Raw genomic sequence first — 21594 nt, 5'->3', positions numbered from 1 at the left:
TTTATTCTACAATTAATTTCTTTACTACAGTTTCTTTAGGAGTGGTTAAAATCACCTCATACAATCCGGTAGTTTTTATAATCTTTCCTTTAATACTTACTTTGTTTCTGTTTTTAACTTGATATGTATTAATAACTCCTCCTACTGCATTAAATACTTGTACTTCTATATTTGCTTTTTCTCCAATTTCTACATCTATACTATAATTGCCATCTTTTGTAGGGTTTGGAAATAAGGTAAATGCACGTATATAACTGTCATGAATTTCTATGCTGTCTGAATACGTACATCCTGAGTTAGTGGTAACTGATAAAGTATAAAGCCCTGAGGTTGTAATCTCTTGCGTTTTTTCTGTACCTATAATTTCACCATTTTCATTTTTCCATTCATATTTTTCCACAGCATCAACCTCAGAAATTTCTGCTTGTAATGGTAGTGTTTGTTCAAATTTTAATGTTTGATCTTCTCCTAAACTAAATGTTAAAGCCTTTTGTTCTGTTATGGTATATTCAGCGTTAATAATATCACCTAAATAGTCTTTCACTTCTAATGTGTAATTTCCTTTTCCAATATTTTCAAGAGCTAAATTTTCTGTACTTACCCATTCTTTAATTGCTAATCCGTTATTTTTTAAAGTATACGTATAAGGAGCAATACCACCTTTTGCCTCATACTGTAGTGTAGTATATCCTTGTGGGCATATCAAAGGACTTTCATTCGTTAACGTTGCTTCTAACGGTTTTTTAATAGCAAAAGTGAAGATTTCTTTATCTGTTTTTCCTGTATTCCAAATTAAATTATCAAATGTTAAAATCCCCTCGGATGATAATGAATTTGGTTTTATATATCTGTTGTTTTCATTAGTTGAAAAATCACCGGTTGCTTCAGAAGCTATCACTAATAAATAATTATCTAACTCATAAAGTTGGTCAAACATTTCAGTAACATTTACCTGTACTTGAGTTACTGTTTCTTTTGATTTAACCCCGGTTGTTTTTACCATCCATTGACGATTAGAAAATATAAGTCCGTCACTTTCTCTGGTTGTTAATGAAGCATTGTTATCACCAACAACTATAAAATTTCTATTAGTTAATTCACTTGTGTTTTGTTGATTAGAGGTTGCTTTTTGAGTTGCAGAAAGCACCATAAATTCCGGGGCATTGGCAGATGTAGACTGTTTTTGATACACCTCCATTTCATCATCTCTTCCAATACCTATAATATTATGTGTATAACTTCCATCTTCTTCAGCATCCCAGATTACCTTTTTATTAGATGTTATATAATTTTCTCCATTAGTGAGTGTTATACCATATTTTATAGCTAAAGCTGTTTCATATTTTTGTCTGGTTTTACCTCTTAATCGTCTGTTAAACGCTAAAAATTCAGCAAACTTCCCTTTAAAAAATCGGTTTTCAGATTTTTCATCAATTGTTCCTATTCTTAAAAAAGTTTTTGAATTTGGTAATGCTTGTTGAGTACGATACAACTGTAAGTAGGTATGTAAAATAGCTATTCCTTCTTCTGTACCCTTATAATAAGCTTCTTTTTCGCTATTGAAAGTCCTTTGTGTAGTTAAACCAATAGTAGATTCTTCACCCTGAAGCTTCCAAACTTCTTTTTCTTCGGAAGATTTTTCAGATTGAAATACTGTAAATATGGTTACTTGTGATAAGTCAGCTATTGATTTACTAATTTCTAAATAATCATCTATACCATTAAAGCTGATAACCTTATGGTAATTAATCATCTTTGCAGATGTAGTGTCTTTTTCTTGGATTCTTTGTAAAGATTCTCCATAATACGTAATAGCCTCAGAGTTTGGCATATTTGCTTCTATATGAATAAATGGTGTTTGACCATTTAACATAAGTACACAAAATATACTTAACACCGAAGCAAAGTAATTTTGCCTCATAGTCTAAAAAATAATGATGTTATAACCGCAATTCTTTTTGAAAAAACAAGTACACCCTTGATTTTCACCCTCCTAAAAATAGGCAACATTTTTAACTTAACAAAATTTCAAGTATTCGGGTTTCATTTTAATGGTTGTAAAAAAGCCGGTAAAATCAATTAGCCAAGTGAAGTTTATTGAGGATTCTTTATTTGTGTTTTTTACAAAAATTAAATAAAAAATAATATTCATTTTTTTCCAATCACAATTAAATGGATTTTATCAGCTCTTGTAAATACTATTTTTTTTGATTTATAAAAGGTTATAAACCTGTATCTTATCTATTTTTTACCTTTTTATTTTGAGTGCTTTCCCTAATCATTTGTTTATAGCTAATTCGGAAATTGCAGTCGTAATTACACCGATGTTTTTACAAAACTTACACTATAGAAGTCCCCTAAAAACATCACCCTTATGCAATTGCTTTCAGATACGTATCGCATTCTATCATGTATGATATATTCATGATCGCGGAAACCGAAAAGCGAATGAGTAGGAATCATTAAAAACTAATCAAATGAAAAACTTTAAACATTATCTAATTTTGCTGTTGTTAACATCTGTATCTTTTACAGCTTATGGGCAACAGAGAGTATCTGAATTAATTTCCAGTGCTAAAAAAAGAGGGCTTGCCTTTGAAAATCAACGTGTTTTTTCTGAATCTAATACCAAGAAAGAAAGCGTTTTAAAAGACAACGTTTTTATGACGCTTAAAAATGTGTCTTTATTAAACTACAATACAAGCCCCAGAGAGCTTCAAAGTAAACAAATGTCTATTGACATTCCTATTAACGGTTCAATTAAAACGTTAGATCTTATGGAAGTTGAGGATAAATTTTACTCGTACGATGTAGTTACCAATCAAAAAGAGCGTTATAAACCTAACCGAAACCATTCTAAACACTATAGAGGTGTTATACGTGGTGATGAGCAACATAGCTTAGTTGCCCTCAGTTTTTTTGATGGTGATGTTAAAGGGTTTATATCTTCTAAAGAAGGTACTTACACTTTAGGAAAATTGAAAGACCATGCCAACATTATTGTGTACAACGAAAAAGATTTGTTACAAGTAACTAAGTTTGAATGTGAAATGGTTGAAAACAGAATGGATATTTATGATCCGAAAGTGTTGGATGGTACCGCTATTTCAGCTGATGCTTACGGTACTAATTGTGTCCGTTTTTACTTTGAAACCGAGTTTGATATGTTTCAGTCTTTGGGTTCTGTTGCTAATGTTGAAAATTATGTAACTGCTTTATACAATCAGGTAGCTATTTTATACTATAATGAAGGTATTGATACGGTTATTTCTGAAATTAATGTATGGACTAGCACTGATCCGTACACCTCAACAAATACAGCAGGGTTATTATCTCAATTTCAAAGTAATACTTCTTCAATTAACGGTGACCTAGGTCATTTGTTAACTTTTAGAGGTATTGGTGGTGGTAGAGCTGCCGGATTTAACGGTTTGTGTAATGCTAATGTTGATTTAAGTTTAGCCGTATCAGGAAACTTAACTTCTTCCATTACTAACGTTCCTAACTATAGTTGGAATGTTATGGTAGTTACACATGAATTCGGACACTTATTTGGTTCACGTCATACCCATGCTTGTGTTTGGAATGGAAATAATACTGCTATTGACGGTTGTGCAGGTTATACAGAAGGTGGTTGCGCTCTTCCCGGGTCTCCGGCTCCGGGTGGAACTATTATGAGCTACTGTCATGTAGATCCTGTAGGTATTAATTTTAGTAACGGTTTTGGTCTTCAACCCGGTAACGTTTTACGCAGTAATGTAGCTAATGCTTCTTGTTTAACCGATTGTGATAATTGTGTAGCTACCGGTGCTAACTTTGATTTATATATGAAAGATCAGCCTTCAGACACTGGTGTAGAACCTAACCCTAATGGGGTAACTTGGATGAGCCAAGATATTTGGATTCGTCAAAATTTAGATGGTGGTACAGCTCATCAAAATGCCGAATATAAAACACTTACTCCTAATGGTGTATATGTACGAGTACGAAACAGAGGTAGTCAAACATCTGACTGTGCTACTCTTAAAGTATATTGGACAAAAGCATCTGCCGGTTTATTATGGCCTACCAATTTTATGAACTTCTTTCAAAATGTTGGAGGAACTCCTGTATTACATGGAGATATTGTAGGTACTGCACAAATACCTGCTATTGCTCCGGGTGGTTCTGCTATTATTGAATTGCCTTGGTATCCGCCTAATCCAAGTGATTATACTACTGACATACATCATTTTTGTTTAGCGGCTCGTATTATTTCAGCAGATGATCCAATGGCTAATGAGGTTAACGGACGTATTGAACCTAATGCACAAAACAATAATAATATAGTGCAAAAAAATATTTCGGTTCATGATACAAATCCGAATAACCTACCTACCGGATTATTCTTTAGAGGTGTAAACAGAGAGTCTCAGTTTATTAATGTATTATTTAGAGATAAAGGTTTTAAAGATGATAAAGTTGAAATTCCGTTTTTTGAAAGAGGGGGAACTATTGAAGTTTCCTTTGACAAAGAGCTTTTTGAGAAAATGTTAGCTAACGGATCTTTGAAAGGTGAAGGTATTAAGATTTTAGAAGAAAATAAAGCTTTGATTTACTCTAATACTGCTGTTTTTAGAAAAGTGCCTTTACAGTATCAAGAAAGCTTCATATTACAGTTTAAGTTTAATCTTGAGAAAATAGATGATACCGAAGAAGTTATTTTTGATATTTTACAACAAAGTGCAGAAAAAGGTACTATTCAAGGAGGTGAACGTTTTGTGATGGTTAAGTCTCTTAAAGGTAATGAAAAGAGACCTGTTGAAACTAAACAATACGATACTCCGGAAAATTTACAAATTGTTCCTAATCCAAATGACGGTTCTTTTGTTCTTAAACTATCTGAGTTAACAAAAGGTACTTATCGTATTTATGATATTAATGGAAATTTAGTACACAAAGGTAATTTAAGTGCTAATGAAACTAGGTTAAATTTACCTAAACTACCTAAAGGAATTTACTTTGTTAAAGTTGTATCTGGTAAAACTACATTAAAACAGACTTTTATTAAAAAATAATTTTTTCAATAGTTAAGTAAGTTTAATACAAAGCAAAGGCAGGTAATAAAACCTGCCTTTGTATATTTTAGCTTAGTGTAAATTTTTCTGTCTTTTTTTGTAATGTTTTGTTTTTCATTTTAAAAACATCTGTTCTTGTGTTTATCGTTTGTTTGTCTTTTTGAGATTTATAATTAGCATATCCAAACGCTATTTGAGCCAACTGAAATACAATTTTAAGAGAATCTTTCATTGATAATTTTGATCCGTCTACATGAACCCATCTTTTTAAAGGTTGCTCACATATTAACTGTTTAGCTTTTAGCAGACTGTATTCTTTTCTCATTCTCATAAAAATCTCTACATCAAATAACCATTTTGTAATAAATTTTTGTTCAAAAAGTAGCGGTACAATTTCTTTGTTGAAAATTTTAGCTCCACATTGTGTGTCTTTAAAATTCATGGCTAAAATTTTTCGAATAATAAAATTAATTGTTTGACTTATAATGGCTCTTGCTGAGTCTTTAGCAATATTAGCTCCCATTCTTTGAATTCTTGAGCCACTTACTATTTTAAAATTCGAGTTTTCTATGGTTGTAACTAAATCTTCAAAATCATTAAAATCGGTAGATAAATCCGCATCTAAAAAACCAATATAGTCTAGTTTTTTATTCTCTAACAGATATAACATTCCTTGTCTTACAGCCTCAGCTTTTCCTCCGTTTTTCTCACAATTATATACTGTAATGTACTCTTCTCTTCCTTGCTTTAGTTTTTCTAAAACCTCCAACGTATTGTCTTTACTACCATCATTAACAAAGCATAAGTAATATCCGGAATGCTCGTCAATAAAGTTTAAAAATTCATCTTTTAAGAGTCTTTCTTCTTCATTATAACACGGAATTACTACTCCTACACTTCTTTTTTGAATAATTACTTTATTTTTTGCTATTTCATTTTTATTATTTACTTCAGGGGTACCTATTAATCTTTTTGTTCTGGCACAAATTTCATTTAGGCTTATTGGTTTTTTCATATAGTCATTTATCCCTAAATCAAATCCTTTAATAATAGTTTCATCATCTACACTACCAGACAACATCATTATTGGAGTTGTTAATTTTCTATGCAATCTTATATGCTTTACTACTTCAAAACCTGATATTTCCGGCATATGAACATCAATTATTACCAAATCTGGCTTAAATGAGTCAAAAACCTTCATTCCTATCATTCCATTCGTTTCAGTTTTTACTTCGTAACCAATAGCTGTTAATCTTTTTTTAATTGGAAGTAACACTAATTTTTCGTCGTCAATTACTAATACTTTCATTTTAACTTAGTTTGGGGGTTAATCACTACAAAAATAATTCAGACTTATTTATGTTTTTTAATACAACGTTGGTTATCAATAGTTTTAAGGTTAAACACACATATTTATAGATGAACAGACTTATCTAAAATGACTTATCTATACTAATTACATTCAACCTTTCTATTTTTTCTATGGTTCTGTTATAAAATTGAGGTAATTTTGCTTTTTATTTAAGAATGGATGGTAGTAGAAGATTTAATAGGTGATTATTCTATTGTGGGTAATAATCAAGACGAAGAAAAAAGTACCTACAATGGTAATTTAAAACTTACACTTGATCGTAATCATAAAATTATAGCAAAATGGTCTATTGGTGATCATGAACAAATGGGCTCAGGCACATTTGATAATGATATTTTAGTTATTAATTTTAAATATGCCGGAGTTGACCGTTATGTTTATAAAGGTATTGTTGTTTACTGGTGTATTTCAAAAGATATGTTAGACGGGTTTTGGTCTGAAAAACATGGAAATCCTTTGATTCTTGGGAAAGAACGTTGCTTTCGTATACAACCTCCTCAAGAACTTTTAAATTAGTTATATGCAATGTCCTTGTTGTTCATCTAAAAACTACTCTCAATGTTGCCAAAAAGCACATAATAATATACATTCTGTTTCTACTGCTGAAGCCTTAATGCGATCTCGTTATAGTGCTTTTGTGTTGGCTAATATTGAATACTTACAAAAAAGCCACCATAGCACAACCAGACCTTCTTTTTCTGAGAAAAGAGATATTTTACTATGGACACAATCTGTCACATGGTTAAAATTAGAGGTTTTAAATACACTTAAAGGAACAATTAATGATGATACCGGCATTGTTGAATTTAAAGCTTATTTTATGGAAAATGGTCGGGTAAATATTATTCATGAAATATCTACTTTTTGTAAAGAAAAAGATCATTGGGTATACTTAAAAGGTAAGTAGTTTTATAATTTATATTCTTTACTTAATTTGTGATACATTTTTGCAAATGCTATTTCAAAATAAATAGCTACTTCTGTTGCTGTTTTTCCTTGCTCTAACATATCTAAAATTGGATTTAAGTGTGTATGCTTAAAATTATACCAAGTTCCTTCAGCTTCATGTAAATCTTCTTTTTTAAAGTTTTCAAGTTGTTCTAACATATACTGATTTGCTTTATAAGCTGATTCTCTTTTAGCCAAAAACTGTTTCAATTTTTTATTTTCCTTTCTATGTGAGTTCTTATAAAGAGAAAGAGCTTTATTATATTTTTGTTCTGTAATCCATTCTAACTTTTTAGCATCTGCATATAATTTTTTTAATCCTATATATGCTAAGTCATAATATGTATTTATATGATCTTGATTTTTATGCAAATGATCTAAGTATTCAATTGCCTTCTTTTTGTATTTATTTTTAGATTTTAGCTCAGCGTCTTTTAATTCTTGTTTTAAAATAGTAAGTTTTTCAGCTACCTTATTTATCTTTTGTATTTCCTCAAACTTTTTTTCATTAGTTATAGCTACAATTTCCGAGGTTATTTCATTAGGTTCTCCTTTAAATGTATATGCTCTATACGTAAACCCAAAAACATTACTATTTTGATCTTTTATCTTTTCTTTTTTCTTTGCTGATAAATCAAATGCATAATTATACCCAAATGTAATGGTAATATCTTGTGTATTCCTATTATTAGTATTTCTAAATAATTGAATGGCACTTAGGTTAAAGTTGTGTTTTTTTCTATATATATAATTAGCATTAGCCCTAATATTTGCTGCACTTGAACTACTTGTTTGATTTTTACTTTGGTTATAAGAACCGCTTATCGTTGTATTTAATTGATCCTTGAAAAATCGTTTATTAACAGCTAAAGTGGGGCCCCATGTAAAAGCATCTTCTCTACCAATGGTATTGTATGTAGTGTTTAATGCTGAAGTTATATTTAGCTTTTTATTAGGTAAGCCTATTGAATAAGAAGCATTGAAATTGTGAAATGTTGAGCCGTTACCTATGCGTACAATACCATTTTCTTCATTAGCTACAGTAGCTAATGAGTAGTTTGTATTTAAGTTTTGTCGTCTATTTTTTGTATTCTCAAGAATGTAACCAACGTTTATATTTGCATTCTGAGATAATTGTTTATAGTTAAACAACTCATTTTGATTATCTAATAAATTATCATCATTAATATTATCAAACTGATCCAATCTATTATTGGTAAAGGTTGTAAAGTTAGAATAGCTTCCTGTAATATTAACTTTTTTACTCATTGCATAGGAAGCATTAATACTACCTATTGTTCTGTTTGTTTTTGTTTGCTTCTGGTTAGCCAAATCATCACGTTGATAACCTATATTAAACGATAGGTTTATTTTATTTTTAAAGAGTGAAGTGGCTCCGTTCAACGTAATATTTTCAAAATCATTATTAAAAAAATAAGCTCCTAATGTTTGATATCCCGGATCTATACGTTCATAACCAACTCCAAACTTATATTTATTAAAACTATATTCCATTTCTGTTTTAAAAGCTTTATAGTATTCTGTTGAAGCTCTATTATTAAAAAAGATTCCTGCTAACCCATTACTATCTTCTGTTTTTTCTGCTCTCGTATCTTGTGTAATTGCTGTTGATGCATACTCTCCTTTAAACTTTAATCCTTCCGTTACCACTACCGATCCTGCAATACTTAATACTAAATTTTCTTTAGGCAAAACTTTCTTTTCTTCCGGAATTGTACTAATTGAATTACTATCGTCTTTTGCATAAAACCCTATAACTTGTACGTTATATTTTTCTTTTTGATATCCAACTTTAGCTCCATATCCCATTCGTTTAAAAGCAGGTTGTGTTCTATTATCCTCATTATCTTCAGTTGCTTTCAATAATCGACCATACATGGCTGCAAATGTAAAACCACCTCTGGGAGACAATTCAACTCCACCTCCTGTGAATTGATGTCCTGCTAAAGTATAAGGAGAAAAGCTCATGCTAACATCTCCTATATGAGCTTGAATCCACCTATATTTCGGATGTAAGCTTAATCGATTAAAGTTAAAGGGTAATTGATACTCTAACGCACTTCCTTGGTTTGAAAAACTATAACTTACAGGAATAGAAAATTCATATACATTAAAATTTAAACTTCCTTGTAAAAAATAAGTAAATGGTGATCTTGCTTCATTTTGATTAGAGTTATAATAGACTGTATTAGCTGCTATATTTCCATTTATCTTAAACGGCTTTCCTCTTCCTATATTTTCAAAATCAAATTGTTGTGCTACTAAATTCTCTGTAAAAATTAATCCAACTACAACCATAATAATTCGTAAACACGAATGCTTTTTTCCCATAATCATACTATCCTGCATTTTTTCTTTTTCCTAGTTTCTTGCTAAACAGCCTTTATTATCTTTTACTTTAATTTTATAATTGCCTTTTCCTAATCCACTTAATATCGTTTTATTTGCATTTGAAAATGGTAGCCAGTTGATATAATTTACCCCTCCATCAATTGAATATTGATAAAAATAAGTTCTGCTTGCTTCTCCTGTTGCTTGAATTTCTATGTAGCCATCATTAGTATCATAACAACTTTCATCGGAATGACTCGTAGCCGAAAAATCTACAGATGCTGCTTTTGCTATAACAAATGGATTGGAGGGCTCTAAACTGTTCCAAGAAGCATCTGTTCCGGATAAACTTCCTGAATGGGATTGGTATTTTACCACATAAGAATCTGCAGGCAACGGATTAGGCCATGTATAACTTTTATTTTGTAAGCTTGAAATATTCAGAATTTGCCCTCCATCAGCAATTATATCATATTCTCCGGTAATACTATTTTGGATATATAAAGTTATAGCCAGCGATTCACCTAGGTTTAAATCTCTATTAAAATTTAATGTGAATGAACCATCTTTATTATAGTTACAACTTGTTTTTTGTGTTACTACAGGTTCTTGGAGTTGTGGGGAAGCATCAAAAATATTAAATTTAAATATCTCCGAATACACAACAGGCATCATAATATCTTGTTCTTCATAAAATCCTAAAAAATTTTTTTTATACCCTCTTGATGGAGGAGGAGACAAAACCATTCTAACTCTAATAGTTTTTATATCCTTTAAAGGAGTCATTTCGTCTACAAGTATATCTTCAATAGTATGATTCATTGGAAATTTATTTTGAATACTTGGAGGAAAGTCTTTCCAAAAAAAAGTTGTTAAATTTGTTTGGTATTGCCATTTTACATAAGGAACATCTATTACGGGATCAGTAAATATATTCTCTTGAGATATAAATAATTTGTCTGTTAATGTCCTTTCACTATTTATTATCGAGGGCTGAACGTACTTAGGAAGAACTATTGCCCATTGAAAAATGTGTACAGGATAATTATAATTTGTATAATGTCTTATCTCTGAGGGGCCAAACCCAGTTTTACCTGCCTCTTCTAATTCACACCCAACAAAAACTGACTCAAATTTTTTTAAATTAATAGAACCTATTTTAGTTTCAAAAACTCCATTAAAATTTGGAGTATAACTTAACTCATATCTAGCTTTTAAAGGAAATGATGAATTACTTTGTATATCATGAATCCCTGTATCTCTAATAGCTTCATCATTAACTAGATAAGGAGGAGTTAGTGATTTATAATAAATTCTCCTTATACTTCTGTATGGTGCTTGACTTGTAGGTATAATTATATCATGTGTCCCCTTACCAGATAACCATAAAGTATATTCTTGTCCATAACCTAAAAAACTGTATAACAAAACAGTCAATATTATAATTTTTTTCATACCCTCCTAATCACTAATACAAGACTCTTAACCTGAAAACTTTGTTGTATTATATTTTTCTTTTATTTATTCTTAATTTTTAACTTTTTCTAACTCATATATTCACAAGCAAAGTACTCGCACTAGAAGGAGAACTAATTCTCATTATATGATTACCTCTCTATTGTAAATATAGATTAATTACTTACTGCTAAATCACACTCTTATTTTGGTTAAAATTTCCCCTAATAAGTTTTTACCTTACTAAGTTTCTCTTTTTTGTACTTTACTATCATTTTCTGCTAATCCAATACCCCAATACTATCATTTGGAGAAACTTCCATAATAGTTATTTCTACTGTAGACAATAATTCATTTTTTGACTCTTCATCTTGTGCAAACTTTACCTTGTTTGCTTCATAAACAACTTTACCTCTGTAATATTTTTGCACTACTATAAACATATTTTTCTGCCTTGTAAACTAACCCCGTAATAACAACCCTAGTTAGCTCTCCATTGTCCTTTAATAAGGTACTCCTACTATACACTCTATAGCTATAAATTTCAGCTTTTCCATTAAAAACAATCCTACCACAAATCCTGAACTGGGCTTTTCAAATTGAAATGTATATTTTTTTGAGCTTTTATACTCAAACTCACTACTAATAAAAATATAATCAATAAATTCTTTTTCATACCTAATTATTACAATTACTCATCTATATATTTAGTAAACAAATCTTTTTGTTCCTTATATAATTCAAATAATTGGGATATATTGAGTACATCATAAACCCCTCTTGATTTTTTATATAATTCACTATCCATAATTGATGTTTTATCCATACTAGGTGTTAAATCTGAAAATATTTGAATCTTCATTTTTTCATATAAAAATATAAGTTCTTCAGAAGGTTTCTCTATTCTATCATTTTCATCTAGCCGAATAATATCTTTAACAATACTTCCATCTGTTTTCACTCTATTGAATTTAATTAAAGAGTAATTTTTGTTTGAATACTCAAAATCTAACTTACTCCTTAATACTATTGAATCATTATTTTTTATTATTTTAGATAGTAAGTTTTGATCTTGCTCTTTAAATTCATTAATAGTAACGTCTTTAAAAATTCCTGTAATAGTAGCTTTACTACTCACACTGTCTTTGAAATTAAATCTTGAACAATCTGCATTTTTAGTCATTGTTAATTTTGATGATAAACTTTCATTTTTTTGAATTAAAACTAATTCATCAAAGAGTTTTGTAAAATCTAAATTTCCAGTGTTTGATTTGGTCTTGGATATTAAAGTATTAATATCTTTATCAGAACTTAATCCTTCTATCAAGTTTGATAATACACATGGTTTAAACATTAACAAAGATTTCGTAAGTTTTTGTTGGTTTGGTCTTTGAAACAAATACCATTTACCACCTTTTTTAATCAACGATAAAATTGTTGGAAAAGGGAAAGGAATGTCTTTAACTTTAGCTGTAAACATAATATAAGCCATATCATTCCCTTCAAATTTATAGTTTGTTTTGTGATGTATTTGTATATAGGCATCCTCATTTTTAGTTTTCCTTATTAATTCAAAATCAACATCTTCTCTTTTAGGGTACTTCTCTTTGTCAAAATATAAATTAGAGGCAATATCATTGTTAAATGCAAAAAAACTGCTTAAAGCTACATTCTCAGGAGTGTCTTGTTTAAATTCTTCAGATTTAGATATTTTATACATCTTTCCTTCTGCTTCAGAGTAAACTTTAAACTCAAGATCATCTACTAAATTATACTCAAGAACTTGTTGAGCATATACAATTACATTAAAAAAAATTAATATTAAAAAGATATTTTTTCTCATATTCTAAAGGTTCTTTGTTTGTAATATTTTCTAAAAAAAATAATTATTGTTATTAATATAGGATAAAAGCTAATTTTTAATAAGACGGCAAAGTATAAGCCTCTTAACTTCCCGTTATAGTATTTTAATGGAGCGTCTTTTAAATAATAAGTTCCTGTTAGCTTACTTTTATATACAGGCTGGTATTCTAAATTAGAATCTAAATATTCAGGAAATCCTATTTTCAAATTTATAATAGAGTCATTACTTTGGAGAATTCCTTTTATATCAAAACGAATCGTTTCACTCGTATTTTCATTACGATATGTTTTTCCTGTTATTAAAAGTAAATCTTCCGACATGTATTTAGCTTTATCTTTTAAACTTTTAATATTTTTAATCTCTTTTAAATACCTATTATTAGTTACATCATTAATAGTCATAAAAATAGAAGCCAAGCCTAAAAAAAATAAAATAAAATAAAATATACCTCTCATAATAAACTACCACTTTACATTTTTACATTATAAATATATTCATCCCATTGTTTTGTATAACACCCCTCCCCCCTCTGGTGCTCGTTTGCAACGAGTATCTATATCTTATTTTTATAATTAAGAACTACCATAGTGGAGCTATATTAACATTACACATTTCTTTATTATTTTCTTCATAAACTATATAACTACTATTTACCCAATCTCTTTCATGATATATAAAACCAGCTTCTTTTGGATTATAATGAATGTAATTTAACCGTTGTTCTATTTTTTTAACTGTATCTAAAAGCACCGGATGAAAACCGTCTTGCCATACTTTGTAGCTCACAGCTCTACGTGTTCTTTTTGCCTCATAACTAAATTTATTTAATAGCCATTCTCTTCTACTTTCCGGATGTTCTTTAATTACTTTTATTAATTCCTTGGATGTAAACTTTTTAAAATCTCTTATTATGTTTTGTAATTCTTCTGTTACCGATGATACTATTAAATGTAAATGACTTGTCATATATACATACCCATGAACTTGTAATCCTTTATTAGAAATACAATAGTTTAATACCCTGTCTATTAACTCACTATAAACAGGTCGTATAAATAAATCTACCCAGCCTACTAATGTTAAGGTTATAAAAGTGGGGATAGTACTATCTATTACTTTGTATTTCTCTGACATTTTTTATTAGTTACTTTTTGGCGTTACAAACGCTCTTTTAGTTTAGTCACTCGTTATAAACGAGCGCCAGTGGGTTTTACAATAGCTTTACTTGGTATTGCTCACTCGTTATCGGCGCGAATTACAAATCCGCGCTATCAGGTAACCTATTATCATATAATTTATTCTATTTTATATTTCCCATTCAAGCCATTTTTCTACACCTGAGAAATCACCTTCTACTAACCATTTTGGTATATACTCCGATTCTATATTAATATTAATACCAGAATCATGTGCAAAAATAGTGGGGGCTAACAAACGCCAACTTACCCATCCATCAGACTCTTCACATCGATCACCAACACTGTAATACTTTTTATGCAGTAACAAAGCATCTTCTAATTGCTCATTAAAATAATCTTCTTTATTCATTAAAGCAGCCATCCAAACTCGTATTAAAGGTTCACGTATATAAAGTACAAAATTGGTGCTTCCTTTATCTACATCGTACATATTTAATGTAGGATCTGTAGCCTCTAAAGCTTCTTGAATATATCCCATCATATGCTTTGCTACTGAAGGATTATATATGTTTTGAACGACACGAAGTATTCTAAAATGTAATTCTTTATGTTGTAATGCAGAATTTTCAAAAGCCGAACGAGGTGCTCCCATTAACAAATCAATCCCTGCTCTATCACGTAATGCAAAAAACAATCCTAATGCCTTGTACCAATCAATAATTCCCATATAACTTTTATACGGTCTTCCTTTTAATGTGATTCGTTTATCTCTGAAACGCACTACTACATCTTTATCTATATTATAGCCTAAACTATAAAATGCTCTTGCCAACACGCGGGCATAGTGTAGTAATTTCATTTCCTTTTCTCGATCTATAATGGTACAAATTTGATAACTCTGGAATTCACTTAGATTCCTAGTCCAACTTGTTCCTATGTTGTTAGCATATTTATTAAAATTATTTTCGTAACGAGTTAATAATACTTCTTCATTTCTTATTATCAACTGATTAACACTTTCTTGGTAATAATCCAAATCTCTCTGTATAGTACGTTTTGCTCTTGCTATCATCGTTTAAGTTTTAATTAATATCAAATTTAGAAATTTCAGTAGCTTTTAAAGTTCCATCCGATTTAAAACCTTGTTTTATTTTAAAGTAGTCCACAAGACCACCATCCAATGCAAACTGTAATTCTTCTGCCAATTCACTAAACCCTGCATTTTCATAATTCTTAATAATTGCTTCGAAATAACTTGAATCAGACAATGTAACGGCTAGTTTACCATTCTTTTTTCTTAGTCCATCCATAAAACCTTGCATAACCTCTATCCTTTTTACTTTACCCCACATATTTTTAATCTCCTTAAAATGAGGAGGTACTATCCAAATGGTTTTACCATTAGAATGCTCTTGATCGTACTCACTCTTTACGCCTTCAATCATTTTTTTACTTTTAAACCTTGGGGCTTCAACTATTTTCATTAAAGAACCATCTGCATGGTAAATGAGTAAGTTATTAGGATGTTTTTTGCTGTTTGACCACCTACCATGATACAGAACTACGATCCTATCTTTGTAAACTTCAAAGAAAAAATACTGCCCTTTATCTTCTATTATGATTTCATTATCCTGATATTTCCAGGTTAACTTTGTGGGATAGTTTCTACTTTCCCAAATACGATTAATTTGCGCGTAATTTAAAACTGAACCATTAGCAGTTTCAAATTGTAAAGTATTTATTATTTGAGTATTGATAACAATCTCTTCCTTATCAACTTCAACCAAAGAATATTGTATATATTCTTGGTCTTTACCTAAAGGTATAAAATTCTCTGGAGCAGTTACAACCATTTTATTCCAAGGTTTCCAAAACTCTTTAAGTTCTCCATGCGTAAGCTCATAATGATACCATATGGACTTTTTATAGCTGTCTATTAGTTCTAAGGGAATAACCCGTTTCTCTCCATGAAAAGACACCTCTATTTCAAAATAAATTTGTTTACTTTTTTCATCTACAATAAACGTAAACAAACCACTATCCCAAGAAACTTTATAGTCATATACTTCAAACCTATCATTATAAACAGGTATTAATAAATTATTATCCAATTCATAATCGTAAATTTGGGTGCGCATTCTTTCATATAAGTAATTGGGGAAAATTAAAGAACTTTTTTGTTTTTCATTTTTAATCTTTTCTTCATCCATTTCATAAGAAACAAAATAGTCTTCTTCTTTAATTGTAATGAAAACTTTATTAAAATTTCTTTTCACTATTCCTTGACGATACTTCTTAAAAATACCAATCAATATGGGATCTATTTCAAAATTATCTGTTATATATTTCATTTCTTTTTCATCTTCAAAATAGCTAACACTAGCCCCATAAGAACCGCTATTATGAAACTCTATCTTGATAATAATTCTAATCCATTTGTAAACCTTAAGTTTATTTCTTATATAGTCGACTAAGCTTTTATATTCACCTGTTTTAATATCCATTTTTTACATAGGGTTAGGTTATTTCTACTGTAGACAATAATTCATTTTTTGACTCTTCATCTTGTGCAAACTTTACCTTGTTTGCTTCATAAACAACTGAATGAAACATTTTTAGAATTGCTATATAAATCCCCCTATTTATTGTCTTCTTGTTATTCTTTTTAAATATTCTTCTTTACTCCAATCTACTCCAGTATTCCAATATTTAGAAAAGACTTCATCCATAATCTTATCAAAATCAGGCTCAAACTCTTTTGTAGATTGATACCATTCTGGAGTATAAATAGAATAAGGATCCAAACCACTCTCTACCTGCCAACGCATTTGTTGATTTAATCTTCCTGACCAATAATTTACCTTACCTATTAATGTTCTATTAATATAAGACTGTTTATTTAAATCAGGTCTTTTCTTTAAACATTCTTCTAACCCTTTTTTTCTTACTAACTCTAACTCTTCTACTACCATCTCAAACAAATCTTTTCTAGAATCAAATTGCATTATAAATGATAACAAGTTATTGAGTGAATTTATGTAGTTTTTTTCATTATTAAAGTTTGCATACTTTAATTCATTTAATAACTTCTTAAAATCTCCAATTTTTATGTTTCTATCAACCATAATTAATAATTACTGTATTTGAATTAACTCAATTACCCATTTCTTATCCTCATTTAAATAAGGAGGTTTAATGACTTCAAATTGGCTTCCCGATTTAATAAGAACCTCTAATCTAAGGGTTTCTCTTTAACTTTAGTTTTACATTCTATTTTACCTCACTCAATTTATTAGTTTTTAAAATCTAAAACATTAAATAAATACTTACAAAACATAATTTTGAAGGTTTCAACTGGTGCTATATTATTTTTACTATTCTTTTCTATTATTTTAAATAAACTTTTTAATTCTTCTTTTTCACTAACAAATGTACTTAACCTATAAATTATTCCTAATTTCTCTACTTCAATATCATTTAAAAATCTACCTCCATATCTATATTAACGTCATATTTAAATGTAATTTTAAACTTATAACCTTTGAATATTACATATTCAGTTTCAATTCTAACTAATACAAGCTCCAAATGCTCTATTATAGATGAGAATACTTCTATAAGATATTTAGTATCATCTGTCCATCTACTTATAATTTCATGATTAAGATTAACTTTATTGCTTTTCATAGCTATAGTATCAGTGAGCTAAATCTAAAAACATTTGATATAACTCTTCAATTTTTTTATTTACTTCTGGTTGTTTATACACTTTTAAACTAGGTATCATATTAGGTTTTATTCTTTCTGTATAGCTCTTAAAAGCCTTTTCAACTTCTTCTTTAGTAGGAAATGTAATTTTTCGTTTATATGGCGATGAGTCAATAATCTCCAATTGCCTGTCGCAGAAAGCTAGTAAATCTTCTGTAAGGTGCTTACCCTCCTTATTCATTTTATAACTTACTGCCATAATATATGGAACAATCTCTCTTATTTTTGAATAGAGATTAATTTCATTTAATTGCTTTTTTACATCCCAATCTTGTTCTCTTGACTTAGCTAATTGTAAAATTCTTTGACCTTGTTTCTCTTCTGATGACAATAATTGATACTCTAGATTGTCTACAACTTTTCTAAATACAGCCTTTTCTATAGAAAGATGTTTCTTATATTCATCATCATAATTTGTAGTATCTTCGAAGTTTATTGACTCTATTCTTCTCTTTAAAATTTCTATTTGTTTTAATATATCATTCATAATTATTATGGTATATATGTTAACTTAATCACTCTTACTAATGGATCATCTTCAGTAAATCTAGGTTGAAAAGTGAGCTCGTCAACTCTAAATTTCGAATCAGATTTAAAAAAAATTTCTCCTTCTGCTTTAAAACATGAAATATCGCAAATATCATAACCTCTTGGGTTTGAAATTTCATATATAACATCTCCATTTCCTTTATTCATAAAACCTTCAGCAACTTCTTCTTTAATACTTGAGGATTTAAAATCTTTAAAAATAATTTCATCTCCCACTTTCCATTCTTTAGCCAGCTTAGAGCAAGATGCTCGCGCTAGCGGGGAACCTCCTATTTCATCAATTACTCCTTATGAAAACCAGATTACCAAGGATATTTTCCTTTTAAATACTCTTGATACTTGTGTTCCCAATTAGGATATTTTTTATAATTTAATCTATAAAAATCGTAATAGTTAAGTAATTCGTCTAAAGGATATTCTTTATTATCTTCTTCAAAAAATTTACAATCATTTTTAAAAAAAGATACTATCTGAACTAAAGAAGATTCCACACTCATATTAATTGTCTGAATCATTAACCCTTTTAAAAACATTGATTTCCCATATTCATATCGCTCAGGATAATATCCAAAAATTAACATATGACCTTCATTTTCATAAACTATCTTATGTAAAGAAGACTCTAAAAAAGAGAAAGTTTTATATCTTGAATCAAGAATTTTATTTATTCTCAAACATTCATTGTAAATTAAATCAAAATACTTCATTATTTTTTATAATATGTTTTAGTAGCATTATCATAATAATAACCATATTTTTTTGCTAGACCTTCTGATCCTGTAATAGCGTCTAATTCACGTTTATAAGACCCTCCCTTCACAGGATCAGGCTGATAAATTTTTGGATCAGAAACTAATCTAATATCATCACCTCGTTGAAAAGCTTTTTCTAAAAAAATTTTATTATAAGTATGCCAAAATGCCTCATTACCATCATTTATTCCTTTTTTCAAAATGGATAACGCTTCATCCTTAGAAGCATTTGGCAATATTTTATTACTAATTATGTCTTTAACTTGATTACTCCAAGGATCCAAACCATCAATTAAATCTAATTTTGATTGATCTCCTTTAAATAATGGACTTGAAAGTATATTATCTTTTATATGTCCATTTAATAATGAGTTGTATTGGTCTTCTGGTAAATCTAAAAATGCAATAGAATTATTTGGAGGACGTTTATTAACTACCCTACTAATTATACCATTTTCTAAACCTGTTTTTGTTTTATCTAAATATACTGATGTTCCAAATTTAGGAGGATCGAAAAACTTACCCAAAACAGTTGTTACTTTATCTGGGGTCACCAATATATCACCTCCAAACCCATCATAATTATAGTATAATTTACCTTCTTCAATTCTTGCATATTGAAAACCGTTTGGAGCTGTAAAGTGAATTATATTATCTGACTTATTAGCAATTACTCCTAAATTTAACCATCTATCAATTTGAATCAACCACTCAATTTCGATTCTCTTATTAGATACTGATAATGCTACCCAAGCATTCACTAATTCAGACTTATCTTTAAATAGTTTTACTAAATCATTTGAAGCTTCTAAATCATTTCTTATCCTTACTTTATATTCACTTTCTACTGAATTAACTATTTCTTCAATAGCTTTATTATCTATATTATTTATTTCTTTCCATTTACTATAGCTTCCAGCATTTTTAATCTCATCTACAATTACTTCCGCTGTTTTATTTTTTGCCTTTAGGTATGTTGTTACAAAACTTAGCTCATCTAAATTTGTTCTTAAAGCATCTTCTCCAACTGTATCAAACACCCACCAACTAGTAATAGTTTCAGGGTTTTCATCTATAGCTGTTACTAAAGCCTTCCCTGTATCAGTGGTAGCATCAATATCTTTTGTAAAGCGAGACCATCTAAGTTCACAATCTGAACCTTGCGCTACAGAAAAAATTGAGTTCAGTAATATGATTATTACAAATAGTCTTTTTTTAAACCAACTTATTTTCATTGCCTTTATTTTTATTATTTTTTTGGAACTCTTGTTATAAATAACCAGCCATCATGTTCTACCTTACATTTTACATTAAGAATTTCTAAAAAGGAAATAAACTTATCTCTTAGTTCTTCTATTTTAAAATTAGCTTTAATGAATTCTTTTTCAAACTTATAATCATAAAATACTTTCCCATAATCAAAATACTCCTCTCTCTCTCCTTTATAATAGATTTCAACAAAACTTAACATATCCCCTTTATTTACATATTGTCTTTTTATAATCCCTTTAGCAATACTATCAATCGTAGGTTCAACATAATGTTTTTTATGTAGCTCTGAAGGAACCTCCATATAATGAATTCTTTTAAACTCTTTAGTTTGCTTATTTACAACTATTGGCCCTAGCCCTCCTACGGTTGCATATCTATCATCAAAGTCTATCCCCCTTAATTTCTCTAGTTTGGTAAATACATATATATAGGTTTCATCTTCAAAGGTTTTATAAATATATTTACCTTCTTCAATGATATCTTTTAATAATATTTTAATTTCTTTATTTGTCATTTTTCTCTTTAAGACTGCTTTGGGACTCTTGTTATAAATAACCAACCATCATCTTCTACCTTACATTTTACATTAATAACATCAAAAAAGTTTATCATTTTATCTCTAAGTTCATTATTTTTAAATTGTAAGCTAAGAATCTCTAAATCCTTTTCTAAATCATAAAGTACTTTTCCAAAAGTAAACTTTTCATTTCCTCTATAATTTAACTTTAAAAAATTATATACATCACCTTCATTTACATATTTTCTTTTTATAATACCTTTAGCAATACTATCTACTGTTCTTTTTTTAGAGTTTCTTTTTCGTAATTCTGATGGTACATCCATGTAATGAACTCTTTTAAACTCTTTAGTTTGTTTGTCTACCACTATTGGACCTGGTCCTCCCACTCTTCCATACCTATCATCATGATCTATACCTCTTAATTTTTCTAACTTGGTAAATACATATATATAATCCTTATCCTCATATGTCTTATAAATATATTTACCTTCTTCAATGATATCTTTTAATAATATTTCTAATTTCTCAATGGTCATATTACCT

General features: G+C 29.2%; 21 protein-coding genes. 3 read left to right on the top strand and 18 right to left on the bottom strand.

All coding sequences use genetic code 11. The annotated features are described in order from the left end of the window. Nucleotide 1 precedes the first annotated feature (1 nt). Nucleotides 2-1921 (bottom strand): T9SS type A sorting domain-containing protein, encoded by a 1920-nt coding sequence (locus ACQY1Q_RS02125; RefSeq protein WP_431003633.1) that lies wholly within the window; start codon nt 1919-1921, stop codon nt 2-4. 556 nt (nt 1922-2477) lie between these two features. Between ACQY1Q_RS02125 and ACQY1Q_RS02120 the strand changes: the two genes are divergently transcribed. Beyond that, a complete protein-coding gene (locus ACQY1Q_RS02120) occupies nt 2478-5057 on the top strand; it encodes a M12 family metallo-peptidase (protein ID WP_431003632.1) in 2580 nt (859 codons plus the stop codon). A gap of 67 nt (nt 5058-5124) precedes the next feature. Here ACQY1Q_RS02120 and ACQY1Q_RS02115 read toward each other — a convergent pair whose 3' ends face one another. After that, nucleotides 5125-6369 (bottom strand): response regulator, encoded by a 1245-nt coding sequence (locus ACQY1Q_RS02115; protein WP_431003631.1) that lies wholly within the window; start codon nt 6367-6369, stop codon nt 5125-5127. Nucleotides 6370-6591: 222 nt separating this feature from the next. Here ACQY1Q_RS02115 and ACQY1Q_RS02110 point away from each other — a divergent pair, with 222 nt between their 5' ends. Further along, nucleotides 6592-6948 carry a hypothetical protein gene (locus tag ACQY1Q_RS02110; protein ID WP_431003630.1) on the top strand — a complete coding sequence of 119 codons (357 nt, stop codon included), beginning with the start codon at nt 6592-6594 and terminating at the stop codon, nt 6946-6948. Nucleotides 6949-6952: 4 nt separating this feature from the next. Continuing rightward, nucleotides 6953-7339 (top strand): YchJ family protein, encoded by a 387-nt coding sequence (locus tag ACQY1Q_RS02105; RefSeq protein WP_431003629.1) that lies wholly within the window; start codon nt 6953-6955, stop codon nt 7337-7339. 2 nt (nt 7340-7341) lie between these two features. Here ACQY1Q_RS02105 and ACQY1Q_RS02100 read toward each other — a convergent pair whose 3' ends face one another. The 16 genes from ACQY1Q_RS02100 to ACQY1Q_RS02025 form a co-directional block, all read right to left on the bottom strand. Next, nucleotides 7342-9750, bottom strand: coding sequence for a hypothetical protein (locus tag ACQY1Q_RS02100; RefSeq protein WP_431003628.1), 2409 nt, complete (start codon nt 9748-9750; stop codon nt 7342-7344). Between the two features lie 12 nt (nt 9751-9762). After that, entirely contained in the window at nt 9763-11187 is a 1425-nt protein-coding gene (locus ACQY1Q_RS02095; protein ID WP_431003627.1) for a hypothetical protein, read from the bottom strand. A gap of 281 nt (nt 11188-11468) precedes the next feature. Continuing rightward, nucleotides 11469-11630 (bottom strand): hypothetical protein, encoded by a 162-nt coding sequence (locus ACQY1Q_RS02090; RefSeq protein WP_431003626.1) that lies wholly within the window; start codon nt 11628-11630, stop codon nt 11469-11471. Nucleotides 11631-11878: 248 nt separating this feature from the next. Then, the gene (locus ACQY1Q_RS02085; protein ID WP_431003625.1) at nt 11879-13030 is read right to left on the bottom strand and encodes a hypothetical protein; all 1152 of its coding nucleotides are present in this window, start codon (nt 13028-13030) and stop codon (nt 11879-11881) included. After that, complete coding sequence (locus tag ACQY1Q_RS02080; RefSeq protein ID WP_431003624.1) at nt 13027-13506, bottom strand: hypothetical protein; 480 nt, start codon at nt 13504-13506, stop codon at nt 13027-13029. Before ACQY1Q_RS02080 ends, ACQY1Q_RS02085 begins: the two co-directional genes overlap by 4 nt. Before the next feature lie 124 nt (nt 13507-13630). After that, nucleotides 13631-14185, bottom strand: a complete 555-nt coding sequence (locus ACQY1Q_RS02075) for a transposase (RefSeq protein WP_431003623.1) — start codon at nt 14183-14185, stop codon at nt 13631-13633. Nucleotides 14186-14356: 171 nt separating this feature from the next. Beyond that, nucleotides 14357-15262 carry an immunity 49 family protein gene (locus ACQY1Q_RS02070; RefSeq protein ID WP_431003622.1) on the bottom strand — a complete coding sequence of 302 codons (906 nt, stop codon included), beginning with the start codon at nt 15260-15262 and terminating at the stop codon, nt 14357-14359. 10 nt (nt 15263-15272) lie between these two features. Continuing rightward, nucleotides 15273-16694 carry a hypothetical protein gene (locus ACQY1Q_RS02065; RefSeq protein WP_431003621.1) on the bottom strand — a complete coding sequence of 474 codons (1422 nt, stop codon included), beginning with the start codon at nt 16692-16694 and terminating at the stop codon, nt 15273-15275. A 138-nt stretch (nt 16695-16832) separates the two neighbouring features. Then, nucleotides 16833-17315, bottom strand: coding sequence for a hypothetical protein (locus tag ACQY1Q_RS02060; RefSeq protein ID WP_431003620.1), 483 nt, complete (start codon nt 17313-17315; stop codon nt 16833-16835). A gap of 352 nt (nt 17316-17667) precedes the next feature. Beyond that, nucleotides 17668-17877 carry a hypothetical protein gene (locus tag ACQY1Q_RS02055; RefSeq protein ID WP_431003619.1) on the bottom strand — a complete coding sequence of 70 codons (210 nt, stop codon included), beginning with the start codon at nt 17875-17877 and terminating at the stop codon, nt 17668-17670. A 10-nt stretch (nt 17878-17887) separates the two neighbouring features. Continuing rightward, nucleotides 17888-18445 (bottom strand): hypothetical protein, encoded by a 558-nt coding sequence (locus ACQY1Q_RS02050; protein WP_431003618.1) that lies wholly within the window; start codon nt 18443-18445, stop codon nt 17888-17890. Between the two features lie 5 nt (nt 18446-18450). Next, entirely contained in the window at nt 18451-18723 is a 273-nt protein-coding gene (locus tag ACQY1Q_RS02045) for a hypothetical protein (RefSeq protein WP_431003617.1), read from the bottom strand. Between the two features lie 86 nt (nt 18724-18809). Further along, the gene (locus ACQY1Q_RS02040) at nt 18810-19214 is read right to left on the bottom strand and encodes a hypothetical protein (protein ID WP_431003616.1); all 405 of its coding nucleotides are present in this window, start codon (nt 19212-19214) and stop codon (nt 18810-18812) included. Then, nucleotides 19214-20494 (bottom strand): hypothetical protein, encoded by a 1281-nt coding sequence (locus ACQY1Q_RS02035; RefSeq protein ID WP_431003615.1) that lies wholly within the window; start codon nt 20492-20494, stop codon nt 19214-19216. Before ACQY1Q_RS02035 ends, ACQY1Q_RS02040 begins: the two co-directional genes overlap by 1 nt. Before the next feature lie 14 nt (nt 20495-20508). Then, nucleotides 20509-21045, bottom strand: a complete 537-nt coding sequence (locus tag ACQY1Q_RS02030) for a hypothetical protein (RefSeq protein ID WP_431003614.1) — start codon at nt 21043-21045, stop codon at nt 20509-20511. Nucleotides 21046-21053: 8 nt separating this feature from the next. Continuing rightward, nucleotides 21054-21587, bottom strand: a complete 534-nt coding sequence (locus ACQY1Q_RS02025; protein WP_431003613.1) for a hypothetical protein — start codon at nt 21585-21587, stop codon at nt 21054-21056. Nucleotides 21588-21594 lie beyond the last annotated feature (7 nt).

The organism is Tenacibaculum sp. TC6 (genome assembly GCF_050606265.1).
Lineage (GTDB): Bacteria > Bacteroidota > Bacteroidia > Flavobacteriales > Flavobacteriaceae > Polaribacter.
The sequence above is the reverse complement of the archived record's forward strand: the minus strand, read 5'-3'. Positions and strand labels throughout refer to the sequence as shown.